At 70.6% G+C, this 21,797-nt stretch carries 15 protein-coding genes; 10 read left to right on the forward strand and 5 right to left on the reverse strand.

From position 1 onward, the window contains the following. Positions 1-55: 55 nt before the first annotated feature. The 4 genes from IP93_RS03785 to glyQ all read right to left on the reverse strand — a co-directional run bounded on the left by IP93_RS03785 (position 56) and on the right by glyQ (position 8,903). Positions 56-3,937, reverse strand: coding sequence for a translocation/assembly module TamB domain-containing protein (locus IP93_RS03785; RefSeq protein ID WP_144812164.1), 3,882 nt, complete (start codon positions 3,935-3,937; stop codon positions 56-58). A gap of 2 nt (positions 3,938-3,939) precedes the next feature. Beyond that, entirely contained in the window at positions 3,940-5,730 is a 1,791-nt protein-coding gene (locus tag IP93_RS03790; protein WP_144812166.1) for an autotransporter assembly complex protein TamA, read from the reverse strand. A 99-nt stretch (positions 5,731-5,829) separates the two neighbouring features. After that, positions 5,830-7,896 (reverse strand): glycine--tRNA ligase subunit beta, encoded by a 2,067-nt coding sequence (gene glyS / locus IP93_RS03795; protein WP_144812357.1) that lies wholly within the window; start codon positions 7,894-7,896, stop codon positions 5,830-5,832. A 92-nt stretch (positions 7,897-7,988) separates the two neighbouring features. Further along, a complete protein-coding gene (glyQ, locus tag IP93_RS03800) occupies positions 7,989-8,903 on the reverse strand; it encodes a glycine--tRNA ligase subunit alpha (protein ID WP_144812169.1) in 915 nt (304 codons plus the stop codon). A gap of 164 nt (positions 8,904-9,067) precedes the next feature. Between glyQ and IP93_RS03805 the strand changes: the two genes are divergently transcribed. The 6 genes from IP93_RS03805 (at position 9,068) to IP93_RS03825 (ending at position 15,831) form a co-directional block, all read left to right on the forward strand. Then, positions 9,068-9,805 carry a glutamine amidotransferase gene (locus IP93_RS03805; RefSeq protein ID WP_144812171.1) on the forward strand — a complete coding sequence of 246 codons (738 nt, stop codon included), beginning with the start codon at positions 9,068-9,070 and terminating at the stop codon, positions 9,803-9,805. 93 nt (positions 9,806-9,898) lie between these two features. Continuing rightward, positions 9,899-10,792 (forward strand): hypothetical protein, encoded by an 894-nt coding sequence (locus tag IP93_RS03810; RefSeq protein WP_144812174.1) that lies wholly within the window; start codon positions 9,899-9,901, stop codon positions 10,790-10,792. Between the two features lie 163 nt (positions 10,793-10,955). Beyond that, on the forward strand, positions 10,956-11,468 hold the full coding sequence (locus tag IP93_RS15975; protein WP_277874011.1) for a contractile injection system protein, VgrG/Pvc8 family: 513 nt from the start codon (positions 10,956-10,958) through the stop codon (positions 11,466-11,468). A gap of 11 nt (positions 11,469-11,479) precedes the next feature. Further along, positions 11,480-14,137, forward strand: a complete 2,658-nt coding sequence (locus IP93_RS15980; RefSeq protein ID WP_277874012.1) for a type VI secretion system Vgr family protein — start codon at positions 11,480-11,482, stop codon at positions 14,135-14,137. A gap of 7 nt (positions 14,138-14,144) precedes the next feature. Then, complete coding sequence (locus IP93_RS03820) at positions 14,145-14,831, forward strand: M949_RS01915 family surface polysaccharide biosynthesis protein (RefSeq protein WP_144812176.1); 687 nt, start codon at positions 14,145-14,147, stop codon at positions 14,829-14,831. A gap of 70 nt (positions 14,832-14,901) precedes the next feature. After that, positions 14,902-15,831, forward strand: a complete 930-nt coding sequence (locus tag IP93_RS03825) for an alpha/beta fold hydrolase (protein ID WP_144812179.1) — start codon at positions 14,902-14,904, stop codon at positions 15,829-15,831. Between the two features lie 129 nt (positions 15,832-15,960). Here IP93_RS03825 and IP93_RS03830 read toward each other — a convergent pair whose 3' ends face one another. Beyond that, positions 15,961-16,410: a YkgJ family cysteine cluster protein gene (locus IP93_RS03830; protein ID WP_144812180.1), complete on the reverse strand. Its 450-nt coding sequence runs from the start codon at positions 16,408-16,410 to the stop codon at positions 15,961-15,963. Positions 16,411-16,636: 226 nt separating this feature from the next. Here IP93_RS03830 and IP93_RS03835 point away from each other — a divergent pair, with 226 nt between their 5' ends. From IP93_RS03835 to ubiB, 4 genes are read left to right on the forward strand one after another with little or no spacing between them, the layout of a single operon-like run. Next, a complete protein-coding gene (locus IP93_RS03835; RefSeq protein WP_144812183.1) occupies positions 16,637-18,394 on the forward strand; it encodes a fatty acid CoA ligase family protein in 1,758 nt (585 codons plus the stop codon). Next, entirely contained in the window at positions 18,391-19,404 is a 1,014-nt protein-coding gene (gene oleD, locus IP93_RS03840; protein ID WP_144812186.1) for a 2-alkyl-3-oxoalkanoate reductase, read from the forward strand. The genes IP93_RS03835 and oleD overlap by 4 nt, the downstream gene beginning before the upstream one ends. Positions 19,405-19,414: 10 nt before the next feature. Beyond that, positions 19,415-20,107: a ubiquinone biosynthesis accessory factor UbiJ gene (locus IP93_RS03845; RefSeq protein ID WP_144812189.1), complete on the forward strand. Its 693-nt coding sequence runs from the start codon at positions 19,415-19,417 to the stop codon at positions 20,105-20,107. Next, positions 20,104-21,780, forward strand: coding sequence for a ubiquinone biosynthesis regulatory protein kinase UbiB (ubiB, locus tag IP93_RS03850; protein WP_144812192.1), 1,677 nt, complete (start codon positions 20,104-20,106; stop codon positions 21,778-21,780). Before IP93_RS03845 ends, ubiB begins: the two co-directional genes overlap by 4 nt. Positions 21,781-21,797 lie beyond the last annotated feature (17 nt).

The following is a 21,797-nucleotide window of genomic DNA, read 5'->3' on the forward strand; positions in this document are numbered from 1 at the left end:
GGTCCGCCGGCCCACGGAATGTCCACCGGGGGCAAGAAGGTTGCCTGGAGCAGGATTACTTTTCCGTGCGCCAGTTGACCGAAGCGCGGTTTTCCAGCGTGCTCGATTCGATCTCGATGTCGAAGCCCCTGCGCAGCAGGTACTTCAGCGTCAGCACCTGGCCGGTGCCGAGCAGCGACACGCCGTAGCTGACGTACAGCCGGGGCGACAGATACTTGCCCACGCCGAACACGCGTTCGCCCAGGGCGCGGCTTTCCATCACTCCGGCGTCGTCCAGGCCGATGCGTGCGCCCAGCTGCGAGGCCAGCAGGCTGCCACCGGCGGTGAGCGCGGCGCTGGCGGCGTTGAGCTGGCGGCTCTCGTCGCGGCTGGCGCTGGAAAGCGGCCGACCGAGCGCGAGATATGCCAATGCCTCGGACTGCGAGCTGGCCGGATTGGACCATACCGTGGCCTCCGGTGCGCTGGCGCGGCCGCGGATGTCCACGCCGGCCGTGACGTCGCCGACTTCGCGTTCAGCGCGGATGTTGAGGATCGGGTTGCCAACCGGGCCGCCTGACCACACCAGCTCGCCGCGGGTGATGGCCAGCTTCTGCCCGTAGGCGGTGTAGCGTCCGTCCACGTCGAGCTGGCCGCTGGCGGTCATCTCGCGGCCGGGGCGGGCGCGCACGCGCAGCTTGCCTCCCAGCGTGCCATCCAGGCCGAAGCCGTTGAGCTGCACGTCACCGCCCAGCGACAGGGTCAGGTCCAGGTCCAGCGGCAGGGTGCCGGTGTCCTCGGGGTCGACCGGGTCGAGTACGACCACGTCGTCGGACGCGGACACGCCTTCGTCCAACCGCTCCAGGTCCATGCGCGCCGAGGGTATGGTCACGGTGCCGGTGACCTGCAGCGGCTGCCTGGCGGCGTAGCGCACCACCACGTCGGGGCTGGCGACGGCGCGCAGGTCGCGGGTGTCGGAGACCAGCACGTTGTCGCCGCGCACGTTGAGTACCAGCGGCGTGTCATCGCCCTGCCAGCCCAGGGTGCCGTCGATGTTGAGGGTGCCTTCGCCAGAGCGTACGCGGCCGGTGATGCGCGCGGTGCCATCGGGCTGCGCATCCAGGCGCAGGTCGCCCTCGCGCAGCTGGATGGCGAGCGCGGGCAGTTCGGTGGCGAAGTTGCCCAGTTGCGCGTTGCCGCCCAGCAGCGGTTGGGCGCGCGTGCCGGAGAGCTGGATGCGCCCGACGAGGCGGCCGGTGGGCTCGACGATGTCGGGGGAGAACAGCTCCATCCACGTCAGCTCGTCGGTGTTCACCGCGACCTCGCCGACCAGCGGGGCGTAGCCGTCCCAGCCGGTGGTGATGCGTGCGTCCACCTGGCCATCGTCGTTGAGCGTGGCGTCGAGTTCGGCGGTCAGGCGCTGCGGGTCGAAGGTGGTGCGCAGACTGAGGTCGCCGTAGCGCACCAGTTCCTGCCGCGCGCGCTCGTTGAACTTCAGGCCGCCACCGGCGGATGTCAGCGTGGCGGTGCCGCGCCACGCGTTGCCGACTGGGCGCACCTGTGCATCCAGGGCGACGTCGCCACGCAGCAGCCACGGACGGCGGTCGCTGCGCTCGGGCAGGTACGGCTGCAGCAGGGCCAGCGGCAGGCCGCGGCCTTCGACATCCAGGCCGCGCCGTGGCCAGTCGGCGCTGGCGCACAGGGTGCCGCCGCCACTGGAGGCGAGGCAGGCATGGGTGAGTGCACCGTTGCGCCCATCCCAGCTGAAACGCGCGGGTTGCTGCAGTCGCCACTGCGCCCCCTTGGACGGGTCGAAGGCGAGGCTGGCCAGCGCACCCTGCCAGGTCGCGCCACGCTTGTCGGCGTTGCCGGTCAGTCGCAGCATGCCGAGGTCGCCCGCGGCGCGCGCATCCAGTTGCAAAGCTTCCACCGCGCCGCGCGCGGTCAGGTCCAGCGTGGTGAACGGCACCCCGGCCTGCAGGCCGGTGGCGCGTACGTCCAGCGCACCGTCGCGGCCGCGCCACGGCAACCGGCCGCGTGCGTGCAGGGTGTCGACGCGGTAGTCGCCATGGGCCAGGTTGTGGCCTTCCAGGTCCACGTCCACGTCGGGCGCATTGCGCGGGCCGCGCAGGTGCAGCTGGCCCTGCAGCGTGCCCTGTCCGCTGGGCAGCAGGTCGGCCAGGTGCAGCGGCGCGAACGTTGCGTCCACGTCCAGCGTGCGGCCGAGCGCGCCCTTGGCCTGCACCTGGCTGGCGCCGAGGCGCAGCGCGACATCGCTTTCGTAGCGGTCCTCGCCACCGGTGGGCGGCGCGCCGTGCAGGGCGAAGCGTCCCTGGCCGGACAGTACGCGGCCACGCAGCTGGCCGCCGAGGCGCGACACGTCCAGCGTGGCCTCGAGTCCGCGATCCTTGCGGGTGTGGCTGCGGCTGGCGAGCACGCCATTCACCGCGCCCTTCCACGCCGGCGCGAAGTAGCCGGGGTCGAAGCCGGCCAGGTCGGCGTTGAGCACCCATTGCAGCGATGGCGTCCACGCCACGTCGCCGCGCGCATCCAGGGTGCCGGTGGGCATGCGCGCATGCAGCGTCTTCAACGTCGCGCGCTCGGTATTGCCGCGCGCATCGAAGCGCAGATCGGCCGCCTGGCCATCGCGCTCCAGTCGCGCGGTGCCGATGGCCGCCCATGCCTGCAATGCGCCGGCCACGCCAAAGTCGCCGTTGGCGATGATGGCCGGGGTGCCGTCGGCGCCGCCCCAGTGCAGGTTGCGCGCATTCACCGCAAAGCGCAGCGTGCCGTGGTCGGGATCGCGCAGCTCGGCGCGGCCGCGCAGGGTGGCGGTGCCCTCCAGCAGCGCCAGCGCCAATGGCTGCACGTCGAGCACCTGCTCGTTGAGGCGCACTTTGGACGGCAGCACGGTGACGGTCTGCCCGTCGCGGGTCACTTGTCCGCGCAGGTCGGCCGCGCCTTCCACGCCATCGGCCTGCAGCGTCCACGCCAGCGGCACGCCGGGTTCGCCCGCCATCAGCAGGGCCGGGTCGAACGCCTCGACGGTGCTGCGCAGCTGCCATTGCGGGTGCTCGCGACCGCGCAGGGTCACGCTGGCGCGCAGCGCGCCCGGCGCGCGTCCGGCCACCGCCACGTCCATCCGCGACAGGTCGCCGCGCGCCACCAACCCCAGCCGTGGCGCGGTGCGGCCGGTGGGTGCGGGGAACACCGCGGTGGCGGTGAGGTCGGCGCGGTAGTCGTCGTGCGGGACGTAGTCGCCGTGCAGGGTGAAGCGGCCACGGTCGCTGTCCACCGCGAGGCGCTCCATGTGCAGCCTGCCCGGCTGGGCATCGATGCCGCCACGCAGGTGGGTGATGTTGACCAGCGGCGCACCGGCGCGGGTCACGCGCAGCCCGTCGATGCGCACGTCATCGGCCTGCAGCGCCAGCGGCGGCTGGATGTCGGGCAGTACGTCCGGCCAGCGCGGCAGCTCGAACGGCTGGTTGTCCTCGGGCAGGTCGAGTGTGGCGCCGTTGACCCGCAGGGCATCCAGACGAAGGCGGCGGCCCAGCAACGGGCGGATCGCCGGGTCGAGCATCACCGTGTCGGCGGTGAAGACCACCGGGCCGCCTGGCGTGCACTTGGGTTCCTCGGGCGGACACGCCGGCGTGTAGGCGAAACGCACGCCGCGCAGGGTCAGCGGCCCCGCGGCCGGGCCCTCGGCCGAACGCCATGCCAGCGTTGCGCCATCCGGCAGCCGCGCCACGATCTGTTTCAGCAGTGCGTCGCGTCCGCCGATGGTGTTGAGCAGCCAGTACAGCAGCACCGCGCCCGCCAGCACGAGCAGGCCGGCCACCAGGCCGCTGCGCAACGCCAGCCAACGCAGGCGCGCCCGCCGCCGCGCCCGTAGCTCGGCGATGCGCGCCTCGCGTTCCTCGGGCGTGAGTTGTTGCACCTCGTTGCGTCGCCGGAAGGCCATGGCTACAGGTCCGGGCCGATGTTGAGATACAGCTGGAAGCCCGAGTCCGGATCATCCAGCCCGCGTGCCACGTCGATGCGAAGCGGCCCCACCGGGGAGCGCCAGCGCAGGCCGACGCCGACGCCGGTGCGGAAGTCCGGCGCATCGTTGAACGCGCTGCCGCTGTCGACGAACACCGCCGCGCCCCAGGCCGCGTTGAAGTACTGCTCGAACTCCACGCTGCCGGTGATCACGTTCTTCGCCCCCACCGGAAACTTGTCGCCTTCGTCGCCGATCCGCGGGCCGACCTCGCGCCACGCATAGCCGCGGATGCTGCGGTCGCCACCGGCGTGGAAACGCAGGTTGGGCGGCAGGTCGACCAGCGAATCGGTCAGCGTGTGGCCCACTTCGCCACGGGCGATCAAGCGGGTGCGTTCGCCCAGTCCGCGGTACAGGCGCGCGGTGACCTGGGCCTGCAGGAAGTTCGCATCCGAGCCCGCGCCGTCCAGCCCACCGCGCAGCACCACCGCGCCGCCGATGCCTCGGCGCGGGTACAGCCGGTCGTCGGTATCCAGGTATTCGCCGCGCAGCGACGGGTAGGTGTAGCTGGCATAGCGGTAGTCATGGGGACCGATCGTCCCCAGCCGGCGTTCGGCTTCATACGCCCAGCGCTCGCGCAGCGCATGCACCGCCGCCACCGCGGTCCAGTTGGCGTTGATCTCGCCACTGCGCGCGCCGACGAACTCGATGCGCCGGTTGTCGATGTAGTCGGTCTGCTCATCGGCGGCCTGCGCGCTGATCGTGTACCAGCCGTCGATCCAGCCGAAGGCCGGGATCCGGTACTGCGTGGTCAGCGTCTTGCGCCGAACCGCCCAGTCCACCTGCGCCAGCGCCTTGTGGCCGCGGTCGTTGACGTAGCGGCGCTCCAGACCCAGGCGCACGCCCGCGCCACTGTCGGTGCCGTAGCTCAGGCCGGCGGTGTAGATCGAGCGCTTGGCCGGGGTCAGCGTCACCGTGGTCGGCACGCGCCCGTCGACCGCCTCTTGCGGACGCGGCTCGATGTCGATGCTGGAGAAGTAATCGAGCTTGGCCAGCGACTCGCGCAGCCGGTCGAGTTTGCCCTGGTGGTAGTAGCTGGCCTCGTCCCAGTACACGAAGTGCTCGACGATGCCGTCGCGCAGGATGCGCCGCGGCGATTGCACGAACGTGGTCGGGCCCATGTCGTAGCGGTTGCCGCTGTCCCAGCGCAGGTCGATGTCGGCGGCATGCTCGGTGCGCGTCACGGCCACGCGTCGCGAGGTGAAGTCGGCGTCGAGATAGCCGCGCTCGGCCAGGCGACGGGTGATGCGCGCCTTGCTGGCCTCGTAGATGCCATGGTCGAAGATGTCGCCGGCGGCCGGGGTGAACGCCGCGATTTCCTGGTTGAGGTAGCGGTCGTCCGCGCCGGGTCCATCGATGGCGATGGCCGACTCGCGCACCCGCACCGGTTCCCCGGGCAGCACCGTGATCACCACCGAGGTGTCGCCGGTGTCGTCGTCGCGATCGCGCTCGACGGTGATCGTCGCCGAGTAGTAGCCAAACGGTTCAAGCGCCTCGCGCGTCTCGTTCTCGGCTTCGCGCACCAGGTAACCCAGGCGCCGGCCGGACACGTCGCGGTCGATGGCGTCCACCAGCGACAACGACGTGCGCACGTTGATGGTCATCGCCTCGTCCAGCCCGCGGATGTCGACGCGGGTGACCTTGGCCGCCTGCGCCGCGCCCGCCATCGACAGGCCGAGCAGGGCAACGATGAGGTTCCGGGCGATGGGGCGCATCGCCGCAGCATACCCACGACGTGTCAAAGCACGATTAACACCGGCACGAGGTCCTGGCGCGAATCCTTTCGCCGCGTTCGGCATGCCGCGCGCCGCGGGTCAGGTCGCCAGCTGCTCGATTGCCGCCACGCTGCCCAGCCGGTCGCTCAACCGCTGCAGCAGCGCGAGGCGGTTGTTGCGCACCGCCGCGTCGTCGGCATTGACCATCACCGAATCGAAGAACGCATCGACCTGTGGGCGCAGTCGCGCCAATCGCCCCAGCACGGCCACGTAGTCGCGCGCATCCAGCAGCGCGTCGGTGTCGGCGACCGCCTCGTCCACGGCGGCGGCGAGTTCGCGCTCGGCGGGCTCGCTCAGCAGGGCGGCATCCACCGAGGTCGGCACCGCGCCTTCGACCTTGCGCAGGATGTTGCGGCTGCGCTTGTTGGCCGCGGCCAGCGCCGCTGCCTCCGGCAGCTTGCCGAACTCGCCGATGGCGCGCAGCCGCGCGTCGAAGTCCGGCAGCGATTCGTGCACCACGTTGAGCACCGCGTCGAACTGTGCCGCCGGCACGCCCTGCTCGGTGTAGTAGCCGCGCAGGCGGTCGTACACGAACTGGGTGATGTCCAGCGCGCTCAGCTCCGGGTGGCTCACCGGTTGCAGCGCCACCGCGGCTTCGACCAGTGCGTGCAGCAGCACGTCGTGGCCACCTTCCAGCAGCGTGCGCGCCAGACCCAGCGCATTGCGGCGCAGGGCGAAGGGGTCCTTGTTGCCGGTCGGGCGCAGGCCCGCGGCAAAGCCACCGGCCAGCGTATCCAGGCGCTCGGCGATGGCCAGCACCTGGCCCAGCGCCGAGGGCGCGATGGCGTCGCCGGCAAAGCGCGGCATGTAGGCCTCGTCCAGCGCATTGGCCAGCGCGATCGGTTCATTGGCGACGGCGGCGTAGTAGCGCCCGGCGATGCCCTGCAGCTCGGGGAACTCGTTGACCAGCCGCGACTGCAGGTCGGCCTTCGACAGCTCCGCCGCACGCCGCGCCAGCACCGGGTCCACGCCCACCGCCTGCGCCACGCGCTCCGCCAGCGCGGCCACGCGCGCGACCTTGTCGGCCACCGTGCCCAGCTTGGCCTGGTAGGTCACCGTCTTCAGGCCCTCGTTCATCGACGCCAGCCCCTGCTTCATGTCCTCGACGAAGAAGAACTTGGCATCGGCAAAGCGCGGACGGATCACGCGCTCGTAGCCCTTGCGGACCTCGGCCTCGTCCTGCGACTCGATGTTGGCGATGCCGACGAAGTGCTCGCTGAGCTTGCCGTCGGCGTCCAGCACCGGGAAGAACTTCTGGTTGGTCTCCATCGTGGCGATCAGCGCTTCCTGCGGCACGGCCAGGAACTCGGGCTCGAAGCTGCAGGCCACCGCCTTCGGCCACTCGGTCAGGCCGTTGACCTCCTCGAGGATGCCGGCGTCGATGCGCGCGGTGCCGCCGGCGGCACGCGCGGCCGCCTCGACCTCGGCGGCGATGCGCGCACGCCGCTCGTCGGGATCGACCAGCACCTTGGCGCCGCGCAGCGATTCCACGTAATCGCCCGGTGTGCTGAACCACACCGGCTTGTCGTGCATGAAGCGGTGGCCACGGCTCATGCGGTCGCCGCGCACGCCCAGCACCTGCGCATCGACCACGTCGCTGCCCAGCAGCAACACCAGCCAGTGCACCGGCCGCGCGAAGGCGTATTCGTTGGCGCCCCAGCGCATCGGCTTGGGGATCGGCATCGCCGCGATCGCCTCGCGCACGATCTCGCCCAGCAGCGCGGCGGTGCGCACACCCGGCTTCACCGCACGGTGCACGAAGCGTTCGCCCTTGGCGTCGCTGGTCTTTTCCAGCGCGGTCCACTCGATGCCGGCCTTGGCCGCGAAACCCTGCAGCGCCTTGGTCGGCTGGCCTTCGGCGTCCAGCGCGATGTTGAGGTAGGGGCCCAGCACCTCGGACTTCTGCTCGGGCTGCTCGCCGGCCACGCCGGGCAGCAGCACCGCAAGCCTACGCGGGGTGTACAGCGGCTTGGCGCCGTCGCGCTCGAAGGCGATGCCGCGCTTGTGCAGCCCGTCGATCACGCCATCGAAAAACGCCTGTGCCAGCGCGTGCAGTGCCTTGACCGGCAGCTCCTCGGTGCCCAGTTCGATCAGCAGCGGTTGCATCGCCACGCGGTGCTCCTGGTCCATCATTCCCACGCCTGCCTCGTTCGCGCTGACCGCATTCGCCTTGCCGTTGTCCGTCATGCCGCCGGTCATCACGCGGCCTCCTGCGGGGCAGCTTGCTTCAACCCGGGAAAGCCCAGCTTCTCGCGCTGCGCGAAGTACGCCTCGGCTACTCCCTGCGCGATGCGGCGCACGCGCAGGATGTAGCGCTGGCGCTCGGTGACGCTGATCGCGCGCCGCGCGTCCAGCAGGTTGAAGCTGTGGCTGGCCTTGCACACCTGGTCGTACGCCGGCAGCGGCAGCCCCAGCTCGATCAGCTTCAGCGCCTCGGCCTCGCACGCATCGAAACGGTGGAACAGCTCCGCCACGTCCGCATGCTCGAAGTTGTACGCCGACTGCTCCACCTCGTTCTGGTGGTACACGTCGCGGTAGGTCACCGGCGTGCCATCGGGGCCGTACGTCCACACGATGTCGAACACGTTGTCGACGTTCTGCAGGTACATGCACAGCCGCTCGAGGCCGTAGGTGATCTCGCCCAGAACCGGCTTGCACTCCAGGCCGCCGGCCTGCTGGAAGTAGGTGAACTGGGTCACCTCCATGCCGTTGAGCCACACCTCCCAGCCCAGGCCCCAGGCGCCCAGCGTGGGCGATTCCCAGTTGTCCTCCACCAGGCGCAGGTCGTGCACCAGCGGGTCCACGCCCAGCGCCTTGAGCGAGTCGAAGTACAGCTCGACGATGTTCAGGGGCGAGGGCTTCATCGCCACCTGGAACTGGTAATAGCGTTGCAGGCGGTTGGGGTTCTCGCCGTAGCGGCCGTCGGTGGGGCGGCGGCACGGCTGCACGTAGGCCGCGTTCCACGGCTCCGGGCCCAGCGCGCGCAGGAAGGTGGCCGGGTGGAAGGTGCCGGCGCCGACCTCCAGGTCGAGCGGCTGGATCAGCACGCAGCCCTGCCCGGCCCAGAAGGCGTTCAGGCGCTGGATGAGTTCCTGGAAGGTGGGTGCGGCCATGGTCTCGGAATGCACGCGACAAGGCCGGTTAGTATAGCGGCGAGGGCGACGCGGCCCGCGCATGGCGCTCCGGCCAGCACCGGGTCGCTAGTGGGCCGTAGTCGGGCGCATTTCCCGCCGCGTCGCCTCGATGCCGCACACTTTCCTGGTCGTAGCCTGCCGCCGTGTCCAAGTCCGTCCGCGCCCCGTTCCTGATCCTCGAAACCGGCCAGCCGGTGCCTTCGATGCGCCGCCACCGCGGCTTCCCGCACTGGATCCGCGTCGCAGCCGGACTGGCGGCCGACGACACGGTGGTGGTCAACGTGCAGGCCGGCGAAGCGCTACCCGGGCGCGAAGGCTTCGCCGGCACGCTGATCACCGGCTCCGGCGCGATGGTCACCGACCGCGCCGAGTGGAGCGAGCGCAGTGCCGACTGGCTGCGCGAGGCCGCCCACGCCGGCATGCCGCTGCTGGGCATCTGCTACGGCCACCAGTTGCTGGCCCACGCCCTGGGCGGCGAAGTGGCCGACCACCCGGCGGGGCGCGAGATGGGCACCATTGGCCTGGCGCTGCACGACAGCGCCGCGCACGACCCGTTGTTCGCCGGGCTGCCGGTCGCGTTCCCGGCGCAAGCCACCCACCTGCAGACCGTGCTGCGCCCGCCGGACGGCGCCACCGTACTGGCACGCTCCGAGCACGACGCCTGCCACGCCTTCCGCTGGGGCGAGCGGGCCTGGGGCCTGCAGTTCCATCCCGAGTTCAGCGCGACCCACATGCGCGGCTACGTGCAGGCGCGTCGCGACGCCCTGCTGCGCGAAGGCCGTTGCCCCAACACGGTGGCGCGCGAGGTCAGCGCCACCCCGCACGCGCGCCGGGTGCTGCGCCGCTTCGTCCGCCACGCCCGCACCCTGTCGGGGCACTGAAGCCTCGGGTAGCATGGCGGTTGTCGGCGCGCGGTCGCGCCTGTCCAGCTTCCCCGGGGAAACAGTTCCATGACGACACGTGCGATGGGTCCGATGACGGGCCTTGGGTGGCTCAAGCGCGGCATCAACCTTGGGCGCCACAATCCGAAAGCCATCTTTGGCGGTGCGGTGCTGGTGGCCATCGGCGCGCTGCTGCCCGGGTTGCTGCAACTGATGCTCCTGGGCATGGTGGGTGACAGCGCGACCGGGCAGCTGGTGGTGATGGGCGTGTCCACCGTGGCCTCGATCGTGCTGATGTCGTTGCTGGTCGGCGGCTACATCCGCGTGATCCATGCCACCGAACAGGGCCACCCCGCGGCGCCAACCGATGTACTCGGGCCGTTCCGTGCTGGCCAAGGGGGCGCACGACTGGTGCAGTTCGGCGTGCTGCTGGTGCTGGTGTACCTGGTGCTCGCCTCGGCGGTGATCCTGCTGGTCGGCAAGGGCTTCATCGAGTGGTACATGCAGGTGATGGCGCTGTCGCAGCGTGGCGGCGCGCCTGATCCCAACGCCATGCCCGCGTTGCCCGAAGGGTTTGGCTCGGTGATGGGCCTGGGCTTCCTGATGGCGATGTTCCTGGGGGGCGTGTACTCGATCGGTTTCGGCCAGGTGGCGCTCACCGGCCGCAGCCTGGGCGGCGCACTGAAGGATGGCCTGGCAGGCACGTTGAAGAACCTGCTGCCGCTGCTGCTGCTGGCGGTGCTGTCGATGCTGGCGCTGATCGCGGTGGCGCTGGTGATCGGGCTGGTAGTGACCCTGCTGGCGCTGCTCGGCAACCTCGTCCACCCCGCGCTGGGCATGCTGCTGGCGCTGCCGGTGTACCTGGCGCTGCTGCTGGGCATCTACGTGGTGATGTTCGGCGTGATGTACCAGATCTGGCGCGACGTGGCCGGCGACGTACCGCCGCCGGTGGCGCCGCCGGCCGTGGGCACTCACGTAGAGTTGTAAGCCGGCCACGCCGGCTCCCGCGGAACCGGCTATGATCGGCAGGTGACGTTGTTGCGGGCCGGGCCCGCCTCGTCACGATGCCCCGCACAAGGAGTGCGGGAAGGGCACACACCGCGATGGCGCCGCACGGCGCATCGCGGCGGACACAAGGAGGTGGAACGCCATGGATCTACTCGTATCGGGGCTGGCCGCGCTGGCCGCCGGCCCGCGCCAGCATGACCGCCTGCTGCGGCTGCACGCGCCGCTGGGCCCCGAAGTTCTGGTTGCCGAAACGCTGGATGGCGTGGAGTCCGTCGACGGCGGCGGCTTCCGCTTCGACCTGACCGCGCTGTCCATCGACGCGCACCTGTGCCTGGACGACCTGCTGGGCCAGCCGGTACTGCTGCAGTGGCAGACCGATGGCGATCCGGCGGCGATGGACTTGGGTGCCGGCCCGCTGCGACCGCTGCACGGCCACGTCACCCGCGTCGAACGCGTGGGCAGCAACGGCGGCCTGGCCCGCTATGCACTGCGCATCGAGCCATGGCTGGCATTCCTGCGCCAGCGCGTGGACAGCTTCGTGTTCCAGGACATGACGGTGGTGGAGATCGTCGAGTCGGTGTTCGCCGACTACGTCGATGGCGTCGCCGGTCCCGGCGGCGGGGGGCACTGGCCCCGGCGTGGCGCTGGGCGCTGAACGACGCAGCCGTGTACCGCAAGCGCAGCCTGACCACCCAGTACGGGGAGAGCGACCTCGCCTTCGTCGAGCGACTGTTGGCGGAGGAGGGCATCGCCTACTGGTTCGAGCATGAGGGCGCCGCGTCAGCGATCGCGGGCGGGAGCGGCAGTGGTGCGCATGGCGACGCCACGCTGGGCACGCACACCCTGGTGCTGGGCGACCACCCCGAAGCCTTCGGCGAACTGGGCGCGGTGCGCCACCACCGCAGCGACGCCACCGAGCGCCACGACGGCGTGCACAACTGGTCGATCGCGCGTCGCTGGCGACCGGTGCAGATACGCCGGGGCAGTTGGGACTACAAGGCCCTGGCAGTACGCGCCACCGAAGCCGGTGGCGGTGTTGGCGGCATGACCGTGGTCGACGATGACACCGCTGGACCGTACGCCTGGTCCGATCGCGAGACCGGCCACCGCTACGCCCGACAGCAGGCCGAAGCCCTGCAGGTCGGCGCGCAGACCGGGCAGGGCGCGGGCACGTGGCGGCACTTGCGCGCCGGTGCGCGGTTCCAACTGGTCGATGCGGGTTGGGGCGGATGGCTGGGCAGCGGTACCGGGCACGGCGATGGCGCGCGCGCCGGCACGCGCGGCGGCACGACCGGCGATGGCGCGTATACCTGCCTGCGCGTGCACCACTGTGCCCGTAACAACCTTGGTGCGGAGATCTTTGCCGCCGTGGGGCGCGCGCTTGGTCCGATTGCGATGCAGGCGCCGGCGTTGCCGGAGGCATGGGCCGACGATGTCCAACGGGGTGGCGACTTCAGTTCCTCCCGCGCGTTCGCCGGCCGACTCGGCGACTGCGGCGCGAACGCGGCAAACGCCCTCCGGGGCAGCATCCCCTCTGTCGATGCTGCGCTGTCTGCGGACGCAAGCACCGCCGTGGCGACGTTTGCGGGGCGGGTGCGCGATGCCGTTGGGCTTGGCGATGTCCTTGGTGCTGATGAGCCCGGCGCGTACTTCTACCAGAACGCTTTCGAGGCGATCCCCGCTGCGTTGCCATACCGGGCCATCACCGTGGACGGCCACGGCGTCCGCCGCCACCCGCGCCCCACCGCGCATGGCACCCAGACCGCCATCGTGGTCAGCGACGGCGCCCCGCAGCTGACCGACCGCGACCACCGCATCAAGGTGCAGTTCCCGTGGCAGCGCGGCGGCAACGCCGGCAATCGCCTGTCGCATCCTTCGAGCGACGACAACGCCCCCGCCATCGGCGCCGCCTGGACCTGGGTCCGCGTGGCCGGACCGTGGGCGGGCGACAACTGGGGCAGCGTGTTCGTGCCGCGCCAGGGCCAGGAGGTGCTGGTGGCGTTCCTCGAAGGCGATATCGACCGCCCGGTGGTGATCGGCGCGGTCTACAACGGCCAGGGCCAGGCGGACGCCGCGCACAACCGGATCGGTGCGAGCGCCGCCGGTGCGACCGGCAATGCACCGGCATGGTTCGACGGCAACGAACACCTGGCGGTGTTCACCGGCATCAAGAGCCAGCAGCTGGCCGAAAGCCAGGGCGGTGGCGGCGGCTACCAGCAGCTGCGGCTGGACGACACGCCGGGTCAGGGGCGGGTGCAGGCGGAGACGACGCAGTACGCCAGCGGGTTGACGCTGGGCCACCTCAAGGCCGGCACCGACAACGTGCGCGGCGCCGAGCGCGGTTTTGGCGTCGAACTGACGACACAGGCCAGTGGCGCGCTGCGCGCGGGTGCCGGCCTGCTGCTGAGCACCGAACGCGGCCGGCAGCAGTTGAGCGCCGATGGCGCCCTGCAACAGCTGCGGCAGGGCGAGCAGTTGCTGCAAGGGCTGCAGGACGCCGCCAAGGCGCAACACGCGACGCTGCCGGGCGAGGGTGCCGCGCTGCCGGCGCAACAGGCGCTCAGGACGTTGCAGGAAAGCCTGCAGGCCGTGCAGCGCGGCAGCGCGCCCGGCGACGGCATCGGTGGCGGCGAGGGCGAGGCGCCGGGCTGGTCCGCACCGGCAATCGTGGCCAGCAGCCCGGACGGTATCGTCAGCGTGACCCCGGCGGACCAGGTGTGGGCGGCCGGCCAGCAGGCCACGCTGAGCGCGGAACAGGACCTGCAGTGGCTGACCCAGGGCGAGGCCGTGCTGGCCACGGCCGGAGGCATTGTGCTGTATGCCCATGGCAACCCCGCGCCGGCCGGCAAGCCGAACCAGGAGCGCGGCATCGCGCTGCACGCGGCGCAGGGCGCGGTGAGCGTGCGGGCGCACAAGCACCTGGCGCGGGTGGCAGCGCTGACCCAGGTGACGATCGCGAGCACGCAGGCGGACGTGAGCGTCGCGGCGGGCACGCACGTGCTGGCGACCGCCGCCGGCGCCTACCTCCGGTTGAAGGGCGCCGATATCGAACTGGGCGCGCCGGGGAAGATTGAATTCAAAGCGACCCGGAAAAATCTGACAGGCCCCCGAAGTGCGTCGCCGGATTTGCCCGAGCTGCCGAAGACGAGCGGTGACTTCGCCCAGAGTTTTGCCCTGTTCTCGCTGGAAGGCGTGGCCCCGGAGGGCGCCAAGGCCATCCTGTTCGATCCGGACCAGCGCGGCGGGGCATGGGAAGGCCAGGCGGACGCGAGCGGTGTGACGACCTTGGACGTGAAGAAGGCAGGACGCAATGGAGCGAGATGAAATTCCCATGGCAACCCGAATGGTGGTGCCGGTTGTTGCGATGTTTCTGGGATTTTCGGCCTGCACCAAAGCCAAGGACGACATGCCGGTCGTTGTTGCTCAACCCTTGCCAGTTTCCAGGCTGGATGCACGAAGTGCTGGCGAGGCGCCGGAGCGCTCCATCCAATTTCGGGACGCTATTGGATGGCATGTCCTGGCGCTATCGAAATCCAAAGTCCACAAGCCTTTTGATGAATTCCAGGATGAGGACGTGATCAGGTTGTCCGCAACGCTCTATCGGCGCGATCCCGATAACGGGAGGCTGGGCAAGGTTTGGGAAATCCGGGATTCTGTTTCATGTGTCGGACTCGATATCGCGGCTGATTTTTTTCATCAGGCCACGTCTGTCACCGACCTGGACGGCAATGGTCGTGTGGAAGTCACTGTCGCCTACCGGATGTTCTGTGGCGGCGGGGTGGATCCAAAGGAAGTGAAGGTGATAATGCGGGAAGGCGGGCGCAAATATGCCTTGCGAGGCGAGTCCCGAATCGAGGTGAAGGGGCAGGCCCCGTACGGCGGGCAGCGTGAGAAGTCCCGGTTGCCTTCGTCGACGCCAAAGGTATTCGTCGATCACCTGGAGAAGACGTGGCGTGCTGTTTACATCGAACGTCCCTTGACCCGCTGGGACGGTTGTTTTCCCGGTTGGGACGCATGATCGGCTTTGCGATCCTGACGGGTGCCGCAGGTAGGGGATAATGCCCGCCTCGCCGCTACATCCCGCTCCGATGTCCCTGCCCCCGTTCCCCGACTACCCCTTCCATCCCTGCCGCTTCGAGGTCCGCCCCGGCATCGCCCTGAGCTACCTCGACGAGGGCCCGCGCGATGGCGAAGTCGTGGTCATGCTCCACGGCAACCCGTCGTGGAGTTTCTACTGGCGCCACCTGGTGCTGGGCCTGCGCGACCCCGTCGAGGGCCGAGGCTATCGCTGCATCGTGCCGGACCATGTCGGCATGGGCCTGTCGGACCGGCCCGACGATGCGGTCGATGCGATGCCGCGGTACGACTACACCCTGCAATCCCGCGTCGATGACCTGACCGCGCTGCTCGACCACCTTGGCATCACCGGCCCGGTGACACTGGCGGTGCACGACTGGGGTGGCATGGTCGGCTTCGGCTGGGCGCTGTCGCACATGCCGCAGGTCAAGCGGCTGGTGATCCTCAACACCGCGGCCTTCCCGTTGCCGGCGGCCAAGCCGATGCCGTGGCAGCTGTCGCTGGGCCGCGATCCGAAGGTCGGCGGTTTCCTGATCCGCGCCTTCAACCTGTTCGCCCGTGGCGCGGCGTGGTTGGGCACCGAGCGCCGCCTGCCGGCCGCCGTGCGCCGCGGTTACTCCACGCCCTACAACGGTTGGCGAAACGCGATCAGCACGCTGCGCTTCATGCAGGACATCCCGCTGCGCGAAGGCGATCGTGCCTGGCCGCTGCTCGAGGCCGTGGGCAGTGCCTTGCCGCAGTACGCAGATCGTCCGGCCTTCATCGGCTGGGGCCTGAAGGACTTCGTGTTCGACCGCCACTTCCTCGAAGGCTTCCGCCGCGCGCTTCCCGATGCCGAGGTACACGCGTTCGACGATGCCAACCATTACGTGCTGGAAGACAAGCACGAAGTGTTGGTGCCCGCGATCCGCGACTTCCTAGACCGGCATCCTCTGGATTGAGCTTCACCAGACGATCCCGCTCGTTCCAGTGAGCGGGGCCGTTTGCGCAGGCGTTTGCCGGCCGCGCCAGCTGCCGCGATCGTTACCAGCGGCGGCGGTCAGGCCGGCTGCCCGGGCAGTCTCGCCCGATCACGCCGCAATCGGCGGCGGCACCGCCGGTGGCGCGTTGCCACCATCGTTTGGGTTGTCGCTGCCGTCCGGGTTGCCGTCGCCGTCGTTGGCCGCCGCCTCGCGCCAGATCCAGTCCGCGGGGGTCAGTGCGGGCAGGCCGTGGGCCAGCCGGGCCTTGTCGCACTGCGGGCTGGGCGCGCCGAACTCATACGAGGCGGGCACGTCGCGGCACGGCTGCGGGCGCACCGGGTGGATGCTGCAGCGGCTGTAGCGGCCGATGTCGGCGTCCAGCGCCACGCAGCGCGGATGCTCCTGCGAGGTGCCGCGCATGACGCGTTCATGCTGGCGCAGCGGCTCGGTCAGCTCCGGTGGCACGACGCCGCCCAGCGTAGGGTCGGCTTCGGACCAGTGGAAGCTGATGCGGAAGTAGGCACAGCAGGCACCGCAGGTCAGGCAGGGATGGGGCATGGGCGTGGCGCGAGTGGGTGGGGTGCCCCGGGGCCTTGTGGCCCAGGGAGTCCGGCGCCGGGGACCGCCGACCCGTCCCGCTCCACGGGGAGCAGGCGGCTGAGGTCGCGTGTGATGGCCTCGGGTGGCGCGGTCCGAGGCAGGGAATGCCGCTGCCGGCGGTTGGCCAATTTTTCAGCATCCCCCAGGGCCGCGCAAGTGCGGTGCGACAGGCGACAATGAACGGATGAACGCCCCCTGCAACATCGCCGCCGCGTTGCCACGGCTGGCCGCCGAGCGTCCCGACCAGGTCGCCCTGCGCTGCCCCGGCACGCGCGGCCCCGACGGCCTGGCCCGCTATGACGTCGAGCTGACCTACGCCGCGCTGGACCGGCGCAGTGACGCCATTGCCGCCGGCCTCGCCCGCCACGGCATCACGCGCGGTACCCGCACGGTGGTGATGGTGCGACCCTCGCCCGAGTTCTTCCTGTTGATGTTCGCGCTGTTCAAGGCCGGGGCGGTGCCGGTGCTGGTCGACCCGGGCATCGACAAGCGCGCGCTGCGCCAGTGCCTGGACGAGGCCCAGCCGCAGGCGTTCATCGGCATCCCCCTGGCACACCTGGCACGGCGACTGCTGGGCTGGGCGAAGGCGGCGGCGGTGCTCATCACCACCGGCCGCCGGCCGTGGCTCGCCGACGTGACCTTGGCCGCAGTGGAGCAGGCCGGTGACGGCGCGGGCCCGCAGCTGGCCGACACCGCGCCCGACGACGTGGCCGCGATCCTGTTCACCAGCGGCTCCACCGGCGTGCCCAAGGGCGTGGTCTACCGCCACCGCCATTTCGTCGCACAGATCGAACTGCTCGGTCGCGCCTTCGGCCTGCAGGCCGGCGGAGTGGACCTGCCGACCTTTCCGCCGTTCGCGCTGTTCGACCCGGCGCTGGGGCTGACCTCGGTGATCCCGGACATGGACCCGACCCGCCCGGCGAACGCCGATCCGCGCCGCCTGCACGACGCCATCGCCCGCTTCGGCGTGGACCAGCTGTTCGGCTCGCCGGCACTGGTGGCAGTGCTGGCACGCCATGGCCAGCCGCTGCCGACGCTGCGCCGGGTGACCTCGGCCGGCGCGCCGGTACCGCCCGATACGGTGGCCGCGCTGCGCGCGCTGCTGCCCGCCGATGCGCAGTTCTGGACCCCCTATGGCGCCACCGAGTGCCTCCCGGTAGCGGTGGTGGAAGGCGGCGAGTTGCAGGCCACCCGGGCCGCCACGGAGGCGGGCGCCGGCACCTGCGTCGGCCGCCCGGTGCCGCCCAACGAGGTGCGCATCATCGCCATCACCGACGACGCCATCGCCGAGTGGGACCAGGCGCGCGTACTGGGCGTAGGTGAGGTGGGCGAGATCACGGTGGCGGGACCGACCACGACCGATACCTATTTCAATCGCGAGGCACAGACCCGGCAGGCCAAGATTCGTGAGCGGCTGATGGAGACCGCTGCATCGGGGGAGTCCGTAGCGCCTGTCGCCACCGGGTTCGCCGCCACAATCGCTTCGACGGAGGGCGAAGCTGAATCGCCGGGTGGAGCGCGCGAGCGCATCGTCCACCGCATGGGCGACGTGGGCTATTTCGACGCCGAAGGTCGCCTATGGTTCTGCGGGCGCAAATCGCATCGCGTGGAAACGCTCGATGGCCCGCTGTACACCGAGCAGGTCGAGCCGGCGTTCAACGTGCACCCGCAGGTGCGGCGCACGGCGCTGGTGGGGGTCGCAATGGGTAACACACGCCCCCGGTATCCCGTGCTCTGCGTCGAGCTGGCCGAAGGCATTCCCGTCCGCGAGTGGCCGCGCATCGAGCGCGAACTGCGCGACCTCGCCGCGCGCCATCCGCACACCGCACGCATCAGCCGTTTCCTGCGCCACAAGCGCTTCCCGGTGGACATCCGCCACAACGCCAAGATCGGCCGCGAGAAGCTCGCTGTCTGGGCCGCGCAGCAAGGAGTCAACGCATGAAGATCCTGGTGACTGGCGGCGGCGGTTTCCTCGGCCAGGCGCTGTGCCGCGGCCTGCGCGAGCGCGGGCATGAGGTAGTCAGTTTCAACCGCGGCCACTATCCCGCGCTCGAGGCCATCGGGGTGCAGCAGGTGCGCGGCGATCTGGCCCGGCGCGACGCGGTCGTCAACGCCGCGCAAGGCTGCGAGGCGATCTTCCACAACGCGGCCAAGGCCGGCGCGTGGGGCAGTTACCAGAGCTACCACGACGCCAACGTAGTCGGCACCGACAACATGCTCGCCGCCTGCCGCGAGCACCGCATCGCCAAACTCGTCTACACCTCCACGCCCAGCGTCACCCACCGCGCCACCCATCCGGTGGAGGGTGGCACCGCTGACACCGTGCCCTACGGCGAGCACTTGAAGGCGCCGTACGCGGCGACCAAGCTGATCGCCGAGAAGGCGGTGCTGGCCGCCAACGACGCCGCGCTGGCCACCGTGGCGCTGCGTCCGCGCCTGATCTGGGGCGTGGGCGACAACCAGTTGCTGCCGCGCCTGGTCGAACGCGCCAAGGCCGGCCGCCTGCGTTTCGTCGGCGACGGCCACAACCGCATCGACACCACCTACATCGACAACGCCGCGCAGGCGCACTTCGATGCCTTCGAACACCTCGCGCCGGGCAGTGCGTGCGCCGGGCGCGCCTACTTCATCAGCAACGGGGACCCTCGCACCATGCGCGAGACGCTCAACGGACTGCTGCGTGCCGCCGGAGCGCCCGAGGTCACCGGCACCGTGCCGTTCGGCCTGGCCTACGCGCTGGGCGTGGCGTGCGAAGGCCTCTGGCATGCGCTGCCGCTGCGCGGCGAGCCGCCGATGACCCGTTTCCTCGCCGAGCAGCTGGCCACCACCCACTGGTACGACATGGCACCCGCGCGCCGCGACTTCGGCTACGTGCCCCCGGTGTCGTTCGACGAGGGCCTGCGCCGGCTGGCCGCGGCGTGGCATGACGGCCAAGGCACGCCGGGCCGGTAGAATGCCCGCCATGACCGACCGCTCCTCGCCGCTGGATTCGCTCAAGCCGCTCGCCGGCCGTACCCTGGAGGTCGCGCTCAACCGCGCGCTGGCCCTGGACCCGGAGACCCGCGAGGGCCTGCGCGCGCTCGATGGCCGCAGCGTGGCCCTGCACGTCGCCGCGCCGCCGCTGGCGCTGCAGGTGCGGGTGAATGGCGATCGCCTCGACGTCGGCCCAGTGCTCGACCCCGCCACGCCCGACTTGTCGGTGCGCAGCACGCTCGGCGGTCTGCTCGCGCAGCTGCCGTTCCTGCGCAACGACAATGCACCGCCGGTGGGCAAGTTGCGCATCGAGGGCGATGCCGACCTCGCGCGCCGCCTGCAGCGCCTGGCCGCGCGTTTCGACCCCGACTGGCAGCAGCCGTTCACCCGCGTGTTCGGTGACATCCTCGGCGTGCAGATCGCCAATGCGATCGCCGGCGCGCTGCGCCACGCCAAGGATGCCGCTGGCGCGTTCGCCACCAACGCCGCCGAATTCGTCACCGAGGAATCGCGTGACGTGGTCCCGCGCGCGGAGCTCAACGCATTCCACGATGATGTCGACGCGCTGCGCGATGACGTCGAGCGCATCGCGGTGCGCGTGGGGCGCCTCGCCAACCGCGTTGCCGCGACCGCTCCGGCTGCCGTGGGCACAGCCGCGCCCGCACGCGGGGACGCGCCATGAAGTCGGCGTTGCGCGCCTGGCGCATCGGTCGGGTCCTGCTGCGCTACCGCCTCGACGCCCTGCTCGACGACACCCCGGTCGAGGGCTGGCTCAGGCTGGCGCGCCCGTTCGTGCCGCGCGCCTCGGCCGAAGTGGCCGCCATGTCGCGCGGTGCGCGCCTGCGCCTGGCGCTGCAGGAACTCGGCCCGATCTTCGTCAAGTTCGGGCAGATCCTGTCCACCCGCCGTGACCTGGTGCCGCCGGACGTGGCCGAGGAACTGGCGCTGCTGCAGGACCGCGTCGCACCGTTCGATGGCGACCACGCACAGCGCATCGTCGAAGCCGCGCTCGGCCGCCCGGTGGCCGAGGCATTCATCGACTTCGACACCACGCCGCTGGCCTCGGCATCGATCGCGCAGGTCCACGCCGCCACGCTGCCGGCCACCGCCGACAGCGCCGCGCGCGAAGTGGTGGTCAAGGTGCTGCGCCCGGGCATCGAGCAGGAGATCGCCAGCGACATCGCCCTGCTCGGCGCCATCGCCGGCATCGTCGAACGCACCCATCCCCGTGCCGACAAGATCCGCCCGCGGGAAATCGTTTCCGAGATCGAGAACACCCTCACCGCCGAGCTCGACCTGCAGCGTGAAGGCGGCAACGCCAGCGTGCTGCGCCGGTTCTGGCAGGGCAGCGACGACCTGTACGTGCCCGAAGTGATCTGGTCGCACAGCGCCGAGCGCGTGCTCACGCTCGAGCGTGTGTACGGCATTCCCTCCGACGACATCGCCGCGCTGGACGTCGCCGGCATCGACCGCCAAGCGCTGGCGGCCAAGGGCGTGCGCGTGTTCTACACCGAGGTGTTCCGCGACAACTTCTTCCACGCCGACGCGCACGCCGGCAACATCTGGGTCGACACCGACCCGGCGCGCAAGGCCAACCCGCGCTTCATCGCGCTGGACTTCGGCATCGTCGGCCAGCTCTCCAGCGAGGACCAGTACTACCTCGCCGAGAATTTCATGGCGATCTTCAACCGTGATTACCGCCGCATCGCCGAGCTGCACCTGCGCGCCGGCTGGATGCCCGGGCACGTCCGCATCGATGAGCTGGAAGCGGCGGTGCGCGGGGTATGCGAACCTTACTTCACCCGTCCGCTGAGCGAGATCTCGCTCGCCGAGGTGCTGCTCAAGCTGTTCCGCACCGCGCAGCGCTACGAGCTGACCCTGCAACCGCAGCTGATCCTGCTGCAGAAAACCCTGCTCAACATCGAAGGCGTGGGCCGCCTGCTGGACCCCAAGCTGGACATCTGGGCCGTGGCGCGACCGGTGCTGGAGAAGATCCTGCTCGAGCGCTACAGCCCGCAGCGCCTCGCCGGTGAGTTCCGCAAGCGCCTGCCCGAACTGGTGACCCAGGCCCCGGATATGCCGCGCCTGTTGCACGCCTGGCTGGACCAGCAGGTCACCGGCGGGCACCAGCTGTCGATGCGCTCGCACGACCTGGCCGAGCTCACCCGCACGGTCAAGGACGCGCAGCGGCGCACGGTGGCGGCGATCCTCGGCACCGGCCTGCTGATCGTGGCGGCGGTGCTATACGGGCTGGAGGCGGGCGGGCCGCGCGTGTGGTCGGTGCCGGCCTCGGCGTGGATCGCCGGGTTGGGCGGACTGTGGGCACTGCTGGCGGCATGGCCGCGGCGGCGTTGACCGCGTTGAGCGCGTTG

The organism is Aerolutibacter ruishenii, from assembly GCF_007830115.1.
GTDB classification, from domain to species: domain Bacteria; phylum Pseudomonadota; class Gammaproteobacteria; order Xanthomonadales; family Xanthomonadaceae; genus Aerolutibacter; species Aerolutibacter ruishenii.